Origin of the sequence: Rhizobium sullae (assembly GCF_900169785.1) — a bacterium.
Classification (GTDB): domain Bacteria; phylum Pseudomonadota; class Alphaproteobacteria; order Rhizobiales; family Rhizobiaceae; genus Rhizobium; species Rhizobium sullae.
Genome location: NZ_FWER01000012.1, coordinates 167749 through 183322 on the forward strand (window position 1 = coordinate 167749; position 15574 = coordinate 183322).

The following is a 15574-nucleotide window of genomic DNA, read 5'->3' on the forward strand; positions in this document are numbered from 1 at the left end:
CTTCTCCTCTCAGAGCCCGTAGCGGCCCCACAATGCTCTTTCTTCCGCCGCTTCGACAAGTCCTGCTGCGAAACCTGTTGCCACGCCATCAAACGAGATGGGCGATACACCTGGCACTCGCCGGCCAAAAAGGCTGCGGGCGGCGGTGACGAGCTGCAACCTAGTCTTCGGGCCGTAGCGCCTTTTCAACTCCTGGCGCATGTCGCCCAGGCTGTCGACGAGGCCGAGTTCAAGCCCGCGCGTACCGCTCCAGAATAGGCCGGAAAAGACGGTTTCGTCACCCTTCAATTTGCCGGCGCGGCGTTCGCGCACCATGGCGATGAAGACCTCGTGGATCTCGAGCTGAAGGCTTTTCAGATATTCGATGTCCTTCTCCTTTTCAGGCTGGAAGGGATCGAGGATCACCTTGTTTTCACCGGCGGTATAGACGCGGCGCTCGACGCCGATCTTCTTGAGGAGTTCGGGAAACCCGAAGCCGCCGGAGACAACGCCGATCGAACCGACGATAGAGGTTGGGTCGGCAATGATTTCATCGCCGGCAAGGGCAATCATATAACCTCCAGAGGCCGCCACATCTTCGATGAAGACCAGCACCTTCTTCTGCTTCTCACGGGCAAGCTCGCGGATGCGCGTGAAGATGAGCCGCGACTGGACCGGCGAGCCGCCAGGCGAATTGACGGCGATGGCGACAGCAGGAGCATCCTTGTCAGAGAAGGCTTTTTCCAGCACAGGCGCGACATTGGCGAGATTGAGCATCGGGCGGAACTGGCCGCCGCCGCTCATGATTGCACCCTGGAGCCTGACGACCGGGATAACCACCCCTTCCTTGCGGAAACGCTTCGGCACCAGTCTTCTCAAAAATCCGGCCATTTCAAATCCTTCTCGCTCTCGAGGTCGCAATCCATGTATGCAATGGAACGGCAAACGCAATGGCCCCCTTTCCAAGGTGCATCCGATTTTTCATTTTGCGAATGACTTGCATTATCATGCTAATCGGGCATATTGCGGACATTGGTACCAAAGCGGAAATCACATGGATGTTTTGAAGCGTACTCCAAAAGGCGGTTGGCGGCACGACCGCGAAGAAGCCTCGCTTTCAGACGTTTATCGCACGATAGGAACAGGCCGCCCGGGATCGAAACTCCGGCGGATTGCCGCCTTTGCCGGCCCCGGCTACATGGTCGCGGTCGGCTATATGGATCCCGGAAACTGGGCGACGTCACTCGCCGGCGGCTCGAAATTCGGCTATACGCTACTCACGGTCGCGTTGCTTTCGAACCTCATGGCGATCGTGCTGCAATCGCTTTGCGCCCGGCTTGCCATCGCCTCCGGCCGCGATCTGGCGCAGGCCTGCCGGGACGCTTTCCCAAAATTCGTTTCCGTGCCGCTCTGGGCTTTTGCGGAAATCGCGATCATCGCGACCGACATCGCCGAGGTGATCGGCACGGCGATCGGCCTCAACCTAATTTTCGGGGTCCCGCTGGAACTCGGCGTGCTGATCACGGCACTCGACGTTTTCCTCATTCTCTATCTGCAAAAGCTCGGCTTCCGCTGGATCGAAGCCTTCATCATCACGCTGCTCGGCGTCATTGCGCTTTGCTTCGGCGTGCAGATATTCCTGGCTGATCCGCAGTGGGGCGCTGTCATCAAGGGCTTCTTCCCGACGACGGAAATCATCAGCAATCCGGAAATGCTTTATCTGGCGCTCGGCATTCTCGGCGCGACCGTGATGCCGCATAATCTCTACCTGCATTCCGGCATCGTGCAGACCCGCGCCTACGGTCATACCGTGCCGGAAAAGCGGGAGGCGCTCACGTATGCGACGATCGACTCGACCTTCGCGCTCTGCTTTGCCCTGCTGATCAACGCCTCGATCCTGATCCTGGCGGCAGCCGCGTTCAACGCCCACGGCCGGACGGATATTGTCGAACTCGGCGAGGCGCATTCGCTGCTCTCACCGCTGCTTGGGCTTGCGATCGCGCCGACGCTTTTCGGTATCGCGCTGCTCTGCTGCGGCCTGAATTCGACCGTGACGGCAACGCTTGCGGGCCAGATCGTCATGGAAGGCTTCCTGAAGATCAAACTCCAGCCATGGGTTCGTCGTCTGATCACCCGCGCCATCGCGATCGTGCCGGCAGCCATCGTGACGATCTGGTACGGCAATCAGGGCACGGCACAATTGCTGATCCTGACGCAGGTCGTACTCAGCCTGCAGCTTTCTTTCGCCGTCTTCCCGCTGGTGATGTTCACCGCCAGCAAGGCAAAGATGGGCGAACTCGTCGCGCCCCGCTGGCTGAGCGCCATTGCCTACGTGATTGCAATCGTCATCGCTGGACTGAATATCAAGCTGCTTATCGATTTCGTGACCGGCTAAGCCTCGCATAGGCCGCGCGGCCATTGTTCAGATCATCGACGAAGGGGGAGAACTTATGTGTTCCCTCTTCGTGCATGATGAGCGGTGTGCGCAATGAAAGCCGCGCCCGCGAGCCCTTGATCGCCGTCACCAGGATTCGGACGGCATTCTCGCCCTCGCGCGGGTGGATGGCGGTAATCTCTATGCCGCCGAATCGCCGGCCGCAGGCGGTGATGACCTCGGCGATCGATTGCGGCCGCGCAATCAGCGACAATTGCCCTCCAGGGATCATGATCGCGCAGGCGGTACGAATCCAGCCTTCGAAAAGATCATCCGTCATCGCGTGCGCCTCGGCCTTCAGGGCATCCGGCGTCCGCCGGTCGCCTGCGTCGTTGAAAGGCGGGTTCATGATGACGTGATGGAAGACCTCATCGGCAAGGCCCGCATCGTTTCGCGCCTTCGCCGTCAAGGTGACATCTGCCTCGACGACCGAAACGCGGCCTGCCATATGGGCGTTTTCGGGTAAGGCAATGCTGCGCCGGGCGTAATCGGCCATTTCCGCAGAGCGCTCGAACAGCACAGCTTCCGCCTTCGGCAGCCGGGAGAGCACGGCCAACCCTGCAGCACCGGCGCCAGCACCGAGATCGGCGACCTTTATCGAGCGGTCGTCGGCGACGAGGGCGGCCAGCAGCATGGCATCCATGCCCGAACGGTGCCCCCTGCCCTTCGGCTGGACGACGTGGAAGCGGCCGCGATGGAAGGCATCGATCGTGTCGGAAGCGCCGTTCATGGCCGCGTCATTTCGACGTGCGGAGTTCACCGGCGAGGCCGGCATCCGTCAGGATGCGGCGGGCCTGATCGGCCCGCTCCTCCCCGACAAGCAGACGGCGCGGCAGCATGCCGAGCGAGCCTTCGAGAATGCTCATTCCCTGATCCGCGACAAAGCAATGAATCCCCGCATCCTCCAGCAGACTCTGCGCATAGGACAATAGAACAGGGTCATTGGCGCGGATAAGTTCATGCATTTGCGGTCATTTCCATTTCAATTCTGTGTTGCGCGACAATTCACCCCTTGCCGCTTCAATCGCCCCTTTCTATTGTCAATCCCAAAGAATGAACAGGAGTCCGGGTCGTTGGGCGTGGTCATACCGCTTGAAGAAAGCAAAAACAAACTGGCATCCGTCAAGCCCCTAGTCGATTTGACCCGGGCGGACATGGAGCGGGTCAACCAGCTTATCCTTTCGAAGGCCGGTTCCAACGTGCAGATGATCCCGGAGGTCGCAAACCACCTGATCTCTTCCGGCGGCAAGCGCCTGCGCCCGATGCTGACGCTCGCCTCGGCCTGTCTCTTCGACTACAGGGGCGAGAACCACGTCAAGCTCGCAACCAGCGTCGAGTTCATGCACACGGCAACGCTGCTGCATGACGACGTCGTTGATGAAAGCGATCTTCGCCGCGGCAAATCGACAGCGCGCACGATCTGGGGCAACCAGGCAAGCGTTCTCGTCGGCGACTTCCTGCTCGGCCAAGCCTTCCGCATGATGGTGGATGTCGGCTCGCTGGATGCGCTCGACGTCCTTTCGTCCGCCGCCTGCGTCATCGCAGAAGGCGAGGTGCTGCAGCTTTCCGTCGCCAAGAACATGGAGACGACGGAGGACGACTATCTTTCCGTCATCCGCGCCAAGACGGCAGCACTGTTTGCCGCTGCTGCCGAAGTCGGTCCGATCGTCGCGGACGCCGGCAAATCCGGCCGCAACGCGATGAAATCCTACGGCATGAACCTCGGCCTTGCCTTCCAGCTCGTCGATGACGCGCTGGACTATGGCGGCAAGGCTGCGGATCTCGGCAAGAATGTCGGCGACGACTTCCGCGAAGGCAAGATCACGCTTCCAGTCATCCTTGCCTATCGCCGTGGAACGCAGGTCGAGCGGGCCTTTTGGCGCGATGCAATCGAGGGCGGCGACAGCACGGATGCCAACCTGGAAAAAGCCCTCGGCCTCATTACTAAATACGGCACGCTGAGCGACACGATTGCCCGGGCGGTCCATTATGGCACGATCGCCCGCGACGCATTGGCGCCGCTTCCCGAAACAGCCTGGAAATCGGCCCTCATGGAAGTGATCGACTTCTGCATCGAGCGGGTCAACTGATCAAAGGTCCTTGATCGCGGGCTGATTTTCTTGCGGGGCCGCTTCAAAAAAGCCATCCTATTGTGAATCAGTCATAACAACTGATTTCGCAGCCGGCCGGATGAATCGGCTGCCCTGATGAAAGGTTTTCTAATGCGGCAGAGATATGCCATCCGTCTTCTTTCGAGCGCAGCCCTTGCAGCGGTCCTTTCGCTCGGCGCGCTTGGCGGCGTGAATGCCGAAGAAGCGGCCAAGACGGATGATGCCAGCAAGAACGTGATCTTCGACCCGGATACGGTCGGTACTTTCGCAGGCGCATTCCTCGCTGCCCGCACGGCCGATGTCGACCATGATTACAAGACGGCGATCGAGCTCTACAAGAAGGCCCTGCAGATCGAACCGGGCAACCCGGAGATCCGCCAGCGCCTGATGATCTCGCTGCTTTTGAACGGCAACATCGAAGATGGCGTGAAATATGCCAACGACCTGAAGAAGGACCCGTCCGTCGAGCGCATCACCACCGTCGTGCGCAGCATGGATGCGATGCGCCGCGGCGAGTTCAAGACCGCCGAAGCGATCCTGAAATATGACGGCCCGAACGACCTCGACCGCATGATGAACGACCTGTTGCTCGCCTGGGCGCGCGCCGGCGCCGGCCGGAACAAGGAAGCGCTGTCGATGGTCGAGAAGATGAAGGGCCCGGAATGGTTCGGCATCTTCCAGAACTATCATGCGGGCGCGATTGCGATTGTGACCGGCAATGTGACGGCCGCGCGCAAGCATCTGAACGACGCGGTTCTGGACAAGGACGGCGGCGCGACCGCGCCCGATACCTTCATGCGCTCGGTCATGGCGCTTGCCCGCCTCGAAGCATCGCAGGGCAACAAGCAGAAGGCACTCGACGCGATCTCGGTCGGCGACAACATGCTGCCCAACTATGCTCCGCTGAATGCGCTGCGCCAGAGCATCGAGAAGGGCGAAAAGCCGGAACAGCAGGTGCGCACCGCAGCCCAGGGTGCTGCCGCCGTGCTTTTCTCTATCGGCAGCGCGCTGAACCGCGACGGCGCCGAGGACATCGTCTCGCTCTATCTGCAGACCGCCAATACGCTTGACCCGAAAAGCGCCGATACGCTGGTCCTCCTCGGCGGCATCGCCGAAAAACAGGAGCAGACGGACCGCGCAATCGAATTCTACAGGCGCGTGCCGGAAAACTCGCCGATGCGCCGCATCTCGGAGCTTCAGCTCGGCCTTGCCTTGGCACAGGGCGGCAAGACGGACGAGGCCCGCAAGCATCTCAAGGCGCTGATCGATTCCGACCCGAAAGACGTCCGCTCCTATCTCGCTTATGGCAGCGTGCTTTCCGACGCCAAGGACTACGCGGAAATGGCGGAGAACTACGACAAGGCGGTGGAGGTGATCGGCCCGCTGCCGCGCCGCGCCGACTGGACGGTCTTCTTCCAGCGCGGCATCGCCTATGAACGCCTGAAGAAGTGGGACCAGGCGGAGCCGAACTTCCGCAAAGCGCTCGACCTCAACCCGGATCAGCCGCAGGTTCTGAACTATCTCGGCTATTCCTGGATCGACATGAACCGCAACCTCGACGAAGGCCTGACGATGATCAAGAAGGCCGTCGACCTGCGTCCGGACGACGGCTACATCATCGACTCGCTCGGCTGGGCCTATTACCGCCTGAACCGCTACGACGATGCCGTTGCCGAACTGGAGAAGGCCGCCGAGATCAAGGCTGGCGACGCGACGATCAACGACCATTTGGGCGACGCCTACTGGCGCGTTGGACGCAAGCTCGAGGCCGTCTATCAGTGGAACCGGGCGCTGGGCTCGGAGCCGGAAGAGAGCGAGATTCCGAGGATCAAGGACAAGATCGCCAACGGCCTGACGACGCAAAACGACGACGCCAAGGCTGCGGACAAGAAGCAGCCGGATCCGGCGCCTGTTACGCCGCCGCCGGCCGATAAGAAGTCCTGACGAGCCATGCCTGATGCGGGCATGAGCACCGGCTTCGCGGTTACCGAAGATGCTCTTGCGAAAATCAATCTGGCCCTGCATGTGACGGGCCAGAGAGCCGATGGCTATCACCTGCTGGACATGCTGGTGACCTTTGCCGGCCATGGTGACAGGCTGGGCTTTTGCACTTCGCCGTCGGACGGATTCACGATCAGCGGACGGTTCGGTTCCGCTCTCGGCATCGATTCGCGCAGCAATCTGGTGCTCAAGGCACGCGACATGCTTCGGCAGGCAGCGCTGGCGCAGGGCGACCATGCACCGCCGGTTCATATCCATCTCGAAAAGAACCTGCCGATCGCCTCCGGTATCGGCGGCGGCTCCGCGGATGCGGCAGCCGCCCTTCGCGGCCTCATGCGGCTTTGGAACCTCCGCCTGCCCGGCGGTAGGCTGTCGGCCATCGCTCTTGGGCTCGGCGCCGACGTTCCCATGTGCCTTGCAAACCGGCCGCTGATTGCGCGCGGGATCGGCGAAGAGATCGAACCCGTTTCGCTGCCCTCCTTGGCGATCGTGCTTGCCAATCCGCTGAAGGCGGTCTCGACGCCCGAAATATTCCGGCTGCTGACGGCGAAGAACAATCCGCCGCTTGCTCTGCGCGGCGGCGACTGGCTGGCGGCGATCGAGGCCAGCCGGAACGATCTCGAGCCGCCGGCCCGCGAACTTGTTCCCGAGATCGAAGACGTCTCAGCGGCATTGAAGAGCGCAGGCGCAAGACTTGTCCGCATGTCCGGCTCCGGTGCGACGTGCTTCGGCATTTTCGGCTCAACTAAAGCGGCTGAGGCTGCCGCGGCAAAGCTTCACAGCGAACGGCCGGACTGGTATTTCCAGGCGACGGAAACGCTCTCGGGAGGCAGGTGATGGCAGGTATCGATGAACAGCGGCCGTTCATTCCTGTCGGCATTGCCGTGCTGACCGTTTCGGACACGCGCACGCTGGAGAACGACAAATCCGGCGACACGCTTGTGGCGCGGATCGCCGCGGCCGGCCACAGGCTGATGGACCGCGCCATCGTGCGCGACGACAAGGCAGCCATCGCGGCCCGGGTCAACGCCTGGACGGAGACCGACGGCATCGACGTCGTGATCACCACCGGCGGCACCGGCTTCACGGGCCGCGACGTGACGCCCGAAGCGCTGGAGCCGCTGTTCGAGAAGCGCATGGACGGCTTCTCGGAGGTCTTCCACCGCATTTCCTATGACAAGATCGGTACCTCGACGATCCAATCGCGGGCGACGGCGGGGGTCGCCAAGGCGACCTTCATCTTCGTACTGCCCGGCTCGCCCGGCGCCTGCAAGGATGCCTGGGACGGCATCTTGAAGGCGCAGTTGGACTACCGCCACATGCCCTGTAATTTCGTGGAGATCATGTCGCGGCTCGATGAGCATCTGAGGCGCGGTGCGGCGAAATAGAAAAAGCATTGCCCTCGCCGCGCCAAGGGCAACACTTGCGTTCGCTATGTATGCAGGCCCGGCAGAGCGGGTATCGTTTCCCAGCTATCACCCGACAGCAGCAAGCAGCTGACGCCGTGAACGTCCGTTATGATGAGCGTCCAGGTACCGCTTTCGGCGGCATAGACTTCAAGAATGGCGTTCTGGTTGATCAGACCGACTGCCGTGAGCTTTTCGGCAAAGTTCTTGTCCAGGAAACTGACGACTTCGGATCGGCCTGCGCAACTGCGCATCATCTGCGATGCTGCCGAATGCGGATGCGCGATGATCAATGTCGTCAATATGAGGGCGAGCGGGCCGCGGATCATATTGCGTTTCATGACGCACCTCCTACCGCCGGAAAACCGGCAGAAGAGGAGACTTCCGCTGTGACCTGTTCTGCCGTCTACCGGCATTCCATGGTCGACCGCCATAAAGCGGGGCGCTCGGGCGGCGCCACGAGCAAATTATAGCGCGAAATCGTATCGGGCGCCATTTTTTTGCGCATTCATCGAAACGGCAATGACTACCGTGCGGCGCGGGCGACCCAGGAAGGAATCAGCTCGCTGGAAAGCTTGCGCAGCTTCTGTCCCGTTGCGAATTCCGAAAGGCGCATTCCGCTTCTTGCGGCGGCGATCGCCTGCTTCTTCGGCAGGAGAAGACCGAGTTCCAGAGGCGGCGGCGAACGGCCGACCCGCTGAAAGAACGGGCGTCTGTATCCGCGCGAGGCGGTGAAGCGCGCCGGCACCTTGTTCAGGGCGACATATTCGGCGATCTCATCTATCCAGCCGGTCTGCGGCCGCGCGCCGGGCTCCACGAAAAGCAGCCACTCGCCGCGGGCCGAGCGCAATATGTCTTTGATATCCCACTGTGAATGGAACCGGCATCCAGCCGCATCGGCCACGCTGGACGTGCCATCGCGCGAGCCGTGGTCGAGCACGACCACGTCGCTTACAAGCCCTTCGACTGCACCCGCCACCAGCACCGATAAAGTCTGCGCCAGCTCGGGTTCCTGATCCTGGCACTCAAGAACGACCGTCAACATTGCCTGTTTATAAAGCGCCGCACAAAAATTTGCCAGCGCCACGTTCCTCATTTTGTTCTTGCATTGTTCTCCTTTCCACGATAGGAATTTAATCATCGAGACGGACGAAGGCAATGGCCTTGGTCGCGGGAGAATCCGATGAACAAACAGTCCCTTGCAGGGCAGGCCGCGTTTGCGCCTGCCAATACGGCGGATGTTGCCGAAGCGATGATCACCTCTTCCGGCCTTCGCATCGAGGTCGACCGGCGCCGCGGCCGTGCGGCCGGACTGAACCCCAGTGGGCGCTTCGAGCCGACGCGCCGCGAGACTTTCGACGACGGCTGGCAAACGCTGGAAGAACTGCCGCCGTTCAAGACCGAAGTGCAGATCGAAAAGCCGCGCACGGCAATTACTCGCAATGAGTCGCCGGACATTCCCTTCGACCGTTCGATCAATCCCTATCGCGGCTGCGAGCATGGCTGCATTTACTGCTTCGCCCGGCCGACGCACGCCTATATGGGCCTTTCGGCGGGCCTTGATTTCGAAGCCAGGCTGTTCGCCAAGCCGGATGCGCCCAAGCTTCTGGAGCGGGAGCTTGCGAAGCCTGGCTACAAGCCGCGGGTGATCGCGATCGGCACCAATACCGATCCATATCAGCCGATCGAGAAGGAATGGCGCATCATGCGGCAGATCCTCGAGGTGCTGAACAAGGCGAATCATCCAGTCTCGATCGTCACAAAGTCGGCGCTGATCCTGCGAGACATCGATATTCTCAAGGAGATGGCTGCCAAAGGCCTTGTGCGCGCATCACTTTCACTGACCACGCTCGACCGCAAGCTCGCGCGCACGATGGAACCGCGCGCAGCAACGCCGCCGCGGCGCCTGGAGGCAATCCAGGCCCTGAGCGAAGCGGGCATCCCGACCTCGGTGATGGCCGCCCCCATGATCCCCGCGCTCAACGATCACGAGCTGGAACGCATTCTCGACGCGGCGAAAGCTGCCGGTGCGCTGGAGGCGGGCTACGTCATCCTGCGTCTGCCGCTGGAAGTCGCTCCGCTCTTCCGTGATTGGCTGCTACAGAACTATCCGGACCGCTACCGGCACGTCATGTCGCTGGTGCGCTCAATGCGCGGCGGCAAGGACTATGACGCGGACTTCGGCAAGCGCATGAAAGGCGTCGGCCCCTATGCCTGGCAGATCGCCCGGCGCTTCGAGATGGCGACGAAAAGGCTCGGCATGACGAGGCGCAGCATGCCGCTTCGCGACGATCTCTTCGTACCACCGGACGGCAGCGGCGTGCAGCTTTCGCTGCTTTAGCCGCCCGTCCGAGCGCCGGCGTTCCCTCAGATCGCCCAGCATAACGAGTTACCCCCCGCAGGAGGCCGCCGCCCTGGCCTCTTGCAGCCGCGAACGGCTCCCCTGCCCGTTTGCGGTCTAAGCCCCCGGTACGCCGCCCTGATCCGGGGGCTTGCAGGAAATCGGGTTGGTGTGCGAGGTTCAGCCGCATGAAACCTCGCACGCCACCCGATTCTCCTCTGCTTTTCGAAGAGGTGCCGCTCGTTCCGGACTTCAAGCTGGAATTGAAGGCGCGAAAGGCCGGCCACTGGCCGGTCGCAGGCGCCGATGAAGCAGGGCGCGGCCCTCTGGCCGGGCCTGTCGTCGCCGCCGCCGTCATCCTCGATCCCAGGCGTATCCCGGACGGGCTGAACGATTCCAAGCAGCTTTCGGCGCAGCGGCGTGAAGAGCTCTTCGTCCAGATCCTCGCAACCGCGACGGTTTCCATCGCGTCGTCCAGCTCCACCCGCATCGACCTCACGGATATCCGCAAGGCGAGCCTAGACGCCATGCGCCGGGCGATCTGCGGCCTTGCTATCCCCGCAAGCTATGTGCTGACCGACGGCCTCGACGTGCCGCCGGGCCTCGAGTGCCCAGGGCAGGCCGTCGTCAAGGGCGACGCGCGCTCGGTCTCGATCGCCGCGGCCTCGATCGTTGCCAAGGTGACGCGTGACCGGATGATGGCGCGCGTACATCTCGTCTTTCCCGACTACGGCTTTGCCGCGCATGTAGGCTATGGCACGGCGCAGCACCGCGCCGGGATCGAGCAGCATGGCCCCTGCTCGCTGCACCGCATGAGCTTCCGGCCGTTGAAGAAGAACGGCACCGAAGGCGCCATGATGGACGAAATGTTGGAGGAGTAACTGCTGCCAGTGCGGAACTGGCTTGCGACAGAAACCTGCGTCCGGCTTCAAAGAAGCGGCATCTTCCGCTCACACATGATGATTGAAGCGGCCATTCAGGCCGCTTCAATGGAACCAGTAACCGCACGACTCAGGTGCAGTCCCGGCGCACAGCTTACTGCTGCGTCGCGGGCGGCTGCTGTGCGGGCGCGGATTCCTGAAGCTTATCCTGAACTCTCTTCACGAGCGCCGGATCCTTCTGCGCGGCGGTTAGAATTGAGTTATATTCATCCAGTGATATCGGGGAGGCTTCCACGGCCTGAACCATTTGCTTGCTGGCCTCGGTCTGCAGCTGTTGCTTCGCTGCCGTGTCCTGTGTTGCTCCGATCTTGGCCGAGTATTCCTGCCGAACCTTGTCGACCTGGAGATAGGCGACCGCAAAGGCCTCGATCTTCTGATCGCTGACGGCCGCGGGTGCACCTTGGCTTCCTGTTTGTCCTTGTTGGGCCGGCTGCTCCGGAGCAGCCTGCTGTGCGGAGGCAGGGTTGCTGAGAAACATCAAGCTGAGAGCTGCAGCGGTCAACGATGCAACAGGGGTATATCGAGTGATCATATTCATTCCTCTGTGATGGCGTGGACGACGGCATACTGCCTTGGCCGCCGGTTAGGGTTGAGGAACGATCCGGCGACAGTGTGACTCTCAGACGTTTTCGGTGTGGCAATAGCAAGGCGATCTGCCGACCATCGAGCGGCAGCTTTATGGCAGGCTTTGCCGATTCGGCTTGCTGCCCGCCCAATCAAGTGGCCATGAGTCCGGCCGCGATTTGATCCCGATGCACGCGGATGTAGCCGACATCATCGCGATAAAGCCGATGATGGCCCTGCTCGATATCCCTACGGTATTTTTCCGATCCCTGCGCTGCCTCCGCTTCCATGAAAGCGACGAGCCCCTTCAAACGCGCAATGACAAGATCGGGCAAAGCGGCGCGCTGATCGGCTGGTAGGCCGTAAGTGTCGAGGAAGTCCCGCGCCCGGCTGATCTGCTCTTCTATCGTGACGATGCGCTCTGCCGCGATATGTCTCGACAGAGGCGCCCACCGATAGACGGCATAAGCGATATCCCAGGTTCTTGGGCCGGGATGTGCAGCCTCGAAATCGATGATGCCTATCGCTTTGCCAGCATGTATGACAACGTTGTACGGTGCAAAATCGCCGTGACAGATGACTTCAAACGGCGGCTGCGGCTTCAGCTGCCAGATGCCTTCGGCGAGCGGCTGAAAGGACGCCGAGCAATCGTGGTAGATGCGCAGCAATCGCGCCGCAGAAGTCAGTACCGTGACCGAACGCATTTGGAGATTATCGAGGTCGCCGCTCTCACCCTCGATAAAAGTCACGCGCTCGAAATTCTCGTCATAGCCCGCCGATCGGGGCGCAGCATCGAAGCCGCCCTGCTTCACGTGCTCAAGCAAAGCGTGCACATTCGTAGTCCATGGACGCGTGGCACGCCATACAAGCCCGTCACGCAAGATCGGTCCGGGACCCGTCTCATCCGTCGGCATCGGCAACTCCCTGGCAGCTGCACCGCCGCCAATAAAAAAGCCCCGTTGCCGGGGCTTTTCCAGATCAACATGAAAAGAGTGCTTAGTTCAAGCGTGTCTTCACTTCGCCGACGGCGCCCTTGAAGAGGTCGGCCTGGACCTTGCCGTCGGCCTTCTTCGCGAGGACCGTTTCGGCCGCGGCAATCGCCAGATCGACGGCGGCCGAACGGACAGCCTTCATCGCATCGACTTCCGCCTGCTTGATCTTCTGTTCCGAAAGGGCCGTGCGGTTGACGACGAACTCCTCCGTCTTCTTCTTCGCTTCGGCGGTCAGCATCTCGGCTTCGCGCTCGGCGGCGGCGACGATATGCGCAGCCTCCGCTTCGGCTTCCTTGCGCTTGCGCTGGTATTCGGCCAGCAGATGCTGGGCCTCCTCGCGCAGACGCTTGGCTTCGGCCAACTCGTTACGGATCTGATCGGCGCGGTCGTCGAGCGACTTTGCCATCATGCCCGGAACCTTCAGGTAGACGACGAGGGCCAGGAACAGGACGAGGCCGACAAAGGCGAAGAAAGTTGCATCAAAAGCAAATTCCATCGATCAAGCCTCCTTCTTGGCGGCTGCGACAGCAGCAGCAACATCGGTCTTGGCGGTTGTGCCGCCGATCAGCTGTTCGATAACGGCAGCGGCCGTATCCTCGGCAATTGCGCCGACGTCTGCAAAGGCCTTGGCCTTGATCTCGCCGATGCGGCCTTCGGCAGCCTTCAGCTTCTCGGAGAGGCTGGCTTCGACGGCGCGGCGATCGTCTTCGGCCTTAGCCTTGGCGGCGTCGCGAGCGGCCGAGCCGATCGAGTTCGCCTTGGCCCGGGCCGCAGCGAGTTCAGCTTCATAGGCTGCAACATCCGCATCGGCTTCCGCCTTCAGGCGGCTTGCCTCGTCGAGATCCTGCGAGATGCGCTTGTGGCGCTGCTCCAGGATACCGCCGATGCGCGGCGTGATGACCTTTTGCATGAGCAAGAAGAAAATGGCGAAGGTGATCGCCAACCAGAGAAGCTGGGACGCGTAAGTCGACGAATCGAAAGGCGGGAAAACGCCGCCGCCGCCATGCTCGCCACTGGGAACGCCGGTCTCGGTATGGACCGAGCCGGGCGCCGGAGCGGCATGCGGGTCCGTCGCGGGCGCTGCACCCGGTTCTGCCGTTCCCGCCGGAGCTTCTTGAGCATAGGCCGGGGTCACAAAAAACATGCTCACCTCCAGGTGTACTGCAAATACAAAGGATCACGGCTTGCTGGTCGCAGGCCGTGATCCCTCAATCCCGCCAATATTAGACGGCGAAGAGCAGAAGGAGAGCGACGAGCAGCGAGAAGATGCCCAGAGCTTCCGTAACGGCGAAGCCGAAAACCAGACGGCCGAACTGGCTGTCAGCAGCAGACGGGTTGCGCAGAGCGCCGGCGAGGTAGTTGCCGAAGATGTTGCCAAGGCCGAGAGCCGTACCGGCCATACCAAAGCAAGCCAGACCTGCACCGATGAACTTTGCTGCTTCCGCTTCCATGTTGAACTCCTTTGAAATGGTTGTTGCGGCGAATTGACTGACGCCCTTTGACGTCAATGTCGGTATCCTTAGTGGCCACCCGGGTGAATTGCGTCGTTGAGGTACATACAAGTCAACACCGCAAAAACGTAAGCCTGGAGGAAGGCGACGAGGAACTCGAGACCGGTCAGGGCGACCGTCATGATGAGGGGAAGGATGGCGCCGCCAACACCGAGTGCACCGAAGGCTCCAAGCGAGGCGACGAAGCCTGCGAACACTTTCAGCGTGATGTGACCGGCGAGCATGTTGGCGAAAAGACGAACAGAGAGTGAAATGGGGCGGGACAAGAAGGAGATGATTTCGATCGTCACCACCAACGGCAGAAGAATGCCCGGAACGCCCGAGGGCACGAAGACATTCAGGAAATGGAAGCCGTGCTTGTAGAAGCCGTAGACGAGAACCGTGCCGATGACGAGCAGCGCCAAGGCGAAGGTGACGATGATCTGGCTCGTCACCGTGAAGAAATACGGGAACATGCCAAGCAGGTTCGCCGTCAGCACGAACATGAAGAGCGAGAAGACCAGCGGGAAGAACTGCATCCCCTTGGTTCCTGCACCTTCCTTCAGCATTCCGGCGATGAACTCGTAGGACATTTCCGCGACCGACTGTGAGCGGCCGGGAACGATCGCACGGTTAGACGTCGAGAAATAAAGGAAGCCTGCGGCAACGGCAGCGGATGCCGCCATGAAGAGAGAAGCGTTGGTGAACGAGAAATCAATTCCGCCGATTTCGATCGGCACAATCTTCTGGATCAGGAACTGATGGGTCGGATCGTTAGCCACCGCTTGTTCTCTCTTCTTTGGCCCGCGATTGCGGGATCATCACACTGGGCAAGGCGCCTGCCGCCCTGCCCTATTTCTTGCCGTTTTCGGCCTCTCCAGGCCCCGGTTTCGCAACCTTGCCTGCAGAACGAAGAACGTTCAAAACACCGGCACAGAATCCGAGAAGCAGAAGAACAATCATTCCCCAAGGCGCCGTGCCGACAAAACGGTCCAAAAGATAGCCAAGAAGGGCACCGACGACGATCGCGGAAATGAACTCGCTCGAAAGCTTCATCGCCTCAGCATAGCCTTTGCGGCTTACCTCGGCGCGGGCTTCGTTCGCCTCGTCCTCTCCCGCATCTATGCGCTTGGCTTTGAGCTTCGCTCCCAGCTGCGCACGGCGCTTTTCAAGACTTTCCTCGCGGTCATCCGTCATGGCTTCCTCCTCGTCTTCCGCTGTCCGCGATCCCCGCTACCCCGGTTTTCAGGACAACGGACACAAGGTGTGAAAACCTTTCGGCCCGTTCTGAAGTCGCGCGCAACATAGTTTTAGG

Annotated in this window: 19 protein-coding genes; 7 read left to right on the plus strand and 12 right to left on the minus strand. The window is 61.1% G+C overall.

All coding sequences use genetic code 11. From position 1 onward, the window contains the following. Positions 1–9 precede the first annotated feature (9 nt). Positions 10–870: a S49 family peptidase gene (locus tag BN1800_RS12980; RefSeq protein ID WP_027507775.1), complete on the minus strand. Its 861-nt coding sequence runs from the start codon at positions 868–870 to the stop codon at positions 10–12. A 163-nt stretch (positions 871–1033) separates the two neighbouring features. Here BN1800_RS12980 and BN1800_RS12985 point away from each other — a divergent pair, with 163 nt between their 5' ends. After that, complete coding sequence (locus BN1800_RS12985) at positions 1034–2374, plus strand: Nramp family divalent metal transporter (RefSeq protein ID WP_086998015.1); 1341 nt, start codon at positions 1034–1036, stop codon at positions 2372–2374. On the opposite strand, the gene BN1800_RS12990 is transcribed toward BN1800_RS12985, so the two are convergent. Both BN1800_RS12990 and BN1800_RS12995 read right to left on the minus strand, forming a co-directional pair. Then, on the minus strand, positions 2352–3143 hold the full coding sequence (locus BN1800_RS12990; RefSeq protein WP_027507777.1) for a tRNA1(Val) (adenine(37)-N6)-methyltransferase: 792 nt from the start codon (positions 3141–3143) through the stop codon (positions 2352–2354). The genes BN1800_RS12985 and BN1800_RS12990 overlap by 23 nt on opposite strands. Positions 3144–3150: 7 nt before the next feature. After that, on the minus strand, positions 3151–3378 hold the full coding sequence (locus BN1800_RS12995; RefSeq protein ID WP_086998018.1) for a putative signal transducing protein: 228 nt from the start codon (positions 3376–3378) through the stop codon (positions 3151–3153). A gap of 108 nt (positions 3379–3486) precedes the next feature. Between BN1800_RS12995 and BN1800_RS13000 the strand changes: the two genes are divergently transcribed. The 4 genes from BN1800_RS13000 (at position 3487) to moaB (ending at position 7913) form a co-directional block, all read left to right on the plus strand. Further along, the gene (locus BN1800_RS13000) at positions 3487–4503 is read left to right on the plus strand and encodes a polyprenyl synthetase family protein (protein WP_027507779.1); all 1017 of its coding nucleotides are present in this window, start codon (positions 3487–3489) and stop codon (positions 4501–4503) included. Between the two features lie 132 nt (positions 4504–4635). Continuing rightward, positions 4636–6468, plus strand: a complete 1833-nt coding sequence (locus BN1800_RS13005) for a tetratricopeptide repeat protein (RefSeq protein ID WP_086998021.1) — start codon at positions 4636–4638, stop codon at positions 6466–6468. A 6-nt stretch (positions 6469–6474) separates the two neighbouring features. Next, a complete protein-coding gene (locus tag BN1800_RS13010) occupies positions 6475–7362 on the plus strand; it encodes a 4-(cytidine 5'-diphospho)-2-C-methyl-D-erythritol kinase (protein ID WP_027507781.1) in 888 nt (295 codons plus the stop codon). Then, positions 7362–7913 (plus strand): molybdenum cofactor biosynthesis protein B, encoded by a 552-nt coding sequence (gene moaB / locus BN1800_RS13015; protein WP_086998024.1) that lies wholly within the window; start codon positions 7362–7364, stop codon positions 7911–7913. Before BN1800_RS13010 ends, moaB begins: the two co-directional genes overlap by 1 nt. Positions 7914–7957: 44 nt before the next feature. Here moaB and BN1800_RS13020 read toward each other — a convergent pair whose 3' ends face one another. Continuing rightward, positions 7958–8272 (minus strand): hypothetical protein, encoded by a 315-nt coding sequence (locus BN1800_RS13020; RefSeq protein ID WP_027507783.1) that lies wholly within the window; start codon positions 8270–8272, stop codon positions 7958–7960. 185 nt (positions 8273–8457) lie between these two features. Further along, positions 8458–8976, minus strand: coding sequence for a glycosyltransferase family 2 protein (locus BN1800_RS13025; protein ID WP_027507784.1), 519 nt, complete (start codon positions 8974–8976; stop codon positions 8458–8460). Between the two features lie 138 nt (positions 8977–9114). Here BN1800_RS13025 and BN1800_RS13030 point away from each other — a divergent pair, with 138 nt between their 5' ends. Together BN1800_RS13030 and BN1800_RS13035 are read left to right on the plus strand one after the other, a co-directional pair. Further along, positions 9115–10272, plus strand: coding sequence for a PA0069 family radical SAM protein (locus BN1800_RS13030; RefSeq protein ID WP_086998027.1), 1158 nt, complete (start codon positions 9115–9117; stop codon positions 10270–10272). 188 nt (positions 10273–10460) lie between these two features. Beyond that, positions 10461–11153 carry a ribonuclease HII gene (locus BN1800_RS13035; RefSeq protein WP_027507786.1) on the plus strand — a complete coding sequence of 231 codons (693 nt, stop codon included), beginning with the start codon at positions 10461–10463 and terminating at the stop codon, positions 11151–11153. A 154-nt stretch (positions 11154–11307) separates the two neighbouring features. Here BN1800_RS13035 and BN1800_RS13040 read toward each other — a convergent pair whose 3' ends face one another. From BN1800_RS13040 to BN1800_RS13070, 7 genes are all read right to left on the minus strand, one after another. Further along, positions 11308–11751 (minus strand): DUF4168 domain-containing protein, encoded by a 444-nt coding sequence (locus BN1800_RS13040; protein WP_037140688.1) that lies wholly within the window; start codon positions 11749–11751, stop codon positions 11308–11310. Positions 11752–11929: 178 nt separating this feature from the next. Next, on the minus strand, positions 11930–12691 hold the full coding sequence (locus tag BN1800_RS13045) for an aminoglycoside phosphotransferase family protein (RefSeq protein ID WP_086998030.1): 762 nt from the start codon (positions 12689–12691) through the stop codon (positions 11930–11932). A gap of 82 nt (positions 12692–12773) precedes the next feature. After that, the gene (locus tag BN1800_RS13050) at positions 12774–13265 is read right to left on the minus strand and encodes a F0F1 ATP synthase subunit B (RefSeq protein WP_027507789.1); all 492 of its coding nucleotides are present in this window, start codon (positions 13263–13265) and stop codon (positions 12774–12776) included. A 3-nt stretch (positions 13266–13268) separates the two neighbouring features. After that, on the minus strand, positions 13269–13913 hold the full coding sequence (locus BN1800_RS13055) for a F0F1 ATP synthase subunit B (RefSeq protein ID WP_027507790.1): 645 nt from the start codon (positions 13911–13913) through the stop codon (positions 13269–13271). A gap of 79 nt (positions 13914–13992) precedes the next feature. Next, positions 13993–14220 carry a F0F1 ATP synthase subunit C gene (locus tag BN1800_RS13060; RefSeq protein WP_027507791.1) on the minus strand — a complete coding sequence of 76 codons (228 nt, stop codon included), beginning with the start codon at positions 14218–14220 and terminating at the stop codon, positions 13993–13995. A 68-nt stretch (positions 14221–14288) separates the two neighbouring features. Further along, on the minus strand, positions 14289–15041 hold the full coding sequence (locus BN1800_RS13065; RefSeq protein ID WP_027507792.1) for a F0F1 ATP synthase subunit A: 753 nt from the start codon (positions 15039–15041) through the stop codon (positions 14289–14291). A 70-nt stretch (positions 15042–15111) separates the two neighbouring features. After that, positions 15112–15456 (minus strand): AtpZ/AtpI family protein, encoded by a 345-nt coding sequence (locus BN1800_RS13070; RefSeq protein WP_027507793.1) that lies wholly within the window; start codon positions 15454–15456, stop codon positions 15112–15114. Between the last annotated feature and the right edge of the window lie 118 nt (positions 15457–15574).